Here is a 1,559-nt window from a genome sequence, read left to right on the forward strand (position 1 = left end):
GTTTGGTGTTAATTGTATGTATGCGTCTTGCTTTTCAATTATTTGTACGCCCTGATAATCTTTTCTCTCTCGATATTCTGATGAGATAAAAATGGGTAAATTATTTTCTTTATGCATCATTGCAAGCTGTTTTTATGTCATCTCTTTTCCTATAAGGCCATATGTTAGCGCAAAAGCTTCTTTCATTGATCAAGTTGATCACGAAACTATCCAAATTATCTTAACAACGAATAGGATTACGGTTGATACACATTTCGATGGTTGTGATCTTTATATTGCCGGCGTTTTAGATCCGTTATATTCTCGACAGAACCGTTATGATATTGTTGTGAGCTTGGAAGGGCAAACGCGTTCGATGATTATGCGCAAAAAAAAACGTAATGCTGGAATTTGTATTAATGCAGTCTCTCTTATTTTTAAAAATTTTCCTCTCTTTTATTCAATGGTAACAACGCGTGCGATTGATGACATTACCAGCGCTGAAAATTATAAACGCTTAGTCTTAGGATTATCCTATTTGTTGCTACAGTCGGATGAACAAGATCAGGAGAAAATACAAATCTTTCGTGATGAACTTATAAAATTGCAAAAGGCCAAAAAACTTTATAACGAGGAAGTGGGCGGTGTTCGTTTTGGTTCTGGCTCACTTTTTACAGCGCATTTTCGGTTACCGGCAAATATTCCTGTTGGACATTATCAGGCTCGTGCTTATCTTTTTCGCGATGGACAATTTATTGATAGTGCGACCACGACTCTTGAAATCGTAAAAGCACATATTGCTTATACAATTTTCTTTGGTGCTCATAAGCATAGTTTCCTGTATGGTATTATTGCGGTATTTGTGGCTGTTAGTACAGGCTTTTTATATCGTTTGATTTTTCGAAAAGATTAGTGGAAGGAAAACTCTAAGGCATTTATTTTTGCGGAAAATGCGTGAAAAAAGAAAAATAGGTAAAACAATGACTGCTCTCATCATGGTCATATGGAAGAAGTTTATAAAAGTTATAAATCCTGTTTTCCATGGAAATTTAAAAAATTCCATTATTGCTTGCACAAAATCATAAGGCGTTCACCCAAGAAGCTTCATTAGCACGCCAACCAGGATTGAAAGAACAAGTGATTTCATAGCAACATGTTTGAATATCTCTCCCAAAATGAATAAAAAGAATTCGACAACTTTTTCTTTTTATTCTACGTCTTTCCCTGCGTTTACTAAATATTGAAAAAGAGCTCCACAGCACAAAGGAATATACTGCGTGCTTTTCTCGTTCTTTCGTGTGCAATGTGGAGAAACAATGCGCTTAGGTAGAAGTTGTGTTGAGACTTTTTATAAAGTTCTTCTCATTGACACACTTTTGAACATAATGTACTCCAGTTGTATAAATACAATGGTCTCATCGTCATAAAATTGAGGAACGCAAAAATAAGGAATACAAAGATTTTATTGCTGTTTATTTTTCCGTTTGTTTTTTCTTACCTCTCTTTCGAGTTTACCACCTTGTAAGACAGGCGTTACCTCTGTACTGATTTCTGAAACACGTTCATGTTCTATAGGCATT

Annotated in this window: 2 protein-coding genes; one reads left to right on the top strand and one right to left on the bottom strand. The window is 35.2% G+C overall.

The genetic code is table 11. The features are described from left to right. The first annotated feature begins 91 nt into the window (after positions 1-91). A complete protein-coding gene (locus ACFIK8_RS09075; protein WP_375669234.1) occupies positions 92-892 on the top strand; it encodes a TIGR02186 family protein in 801 nt (266 codons plus the stop codon). Here ACFIK8_RS09075 and ACFIK8_RS09080 read toward each other — a convergent pair. Further along, the gene (locus ACFIK8_RS09080; protein ID WP_375669235.1) at positions 863-1,042 is read right to left on the bottom strand and encodes a DUF6460 domain-containing protein; all 180 of its coding nucleotides are present in this window, start codon (positions 1,040-1,042) and stop codon (positions 863-865) included. The two genes, ACFIK8_RS09075 and ACFIK8_RS09080, sit on opposite strands and share 30 nt — an antisense overlap. Positions 1,043-1,559 lie beyond the last annotated feature (517 nt).

This window comes from Bartonella sp. MR168JLCBS (assembly GCF_042194175.1).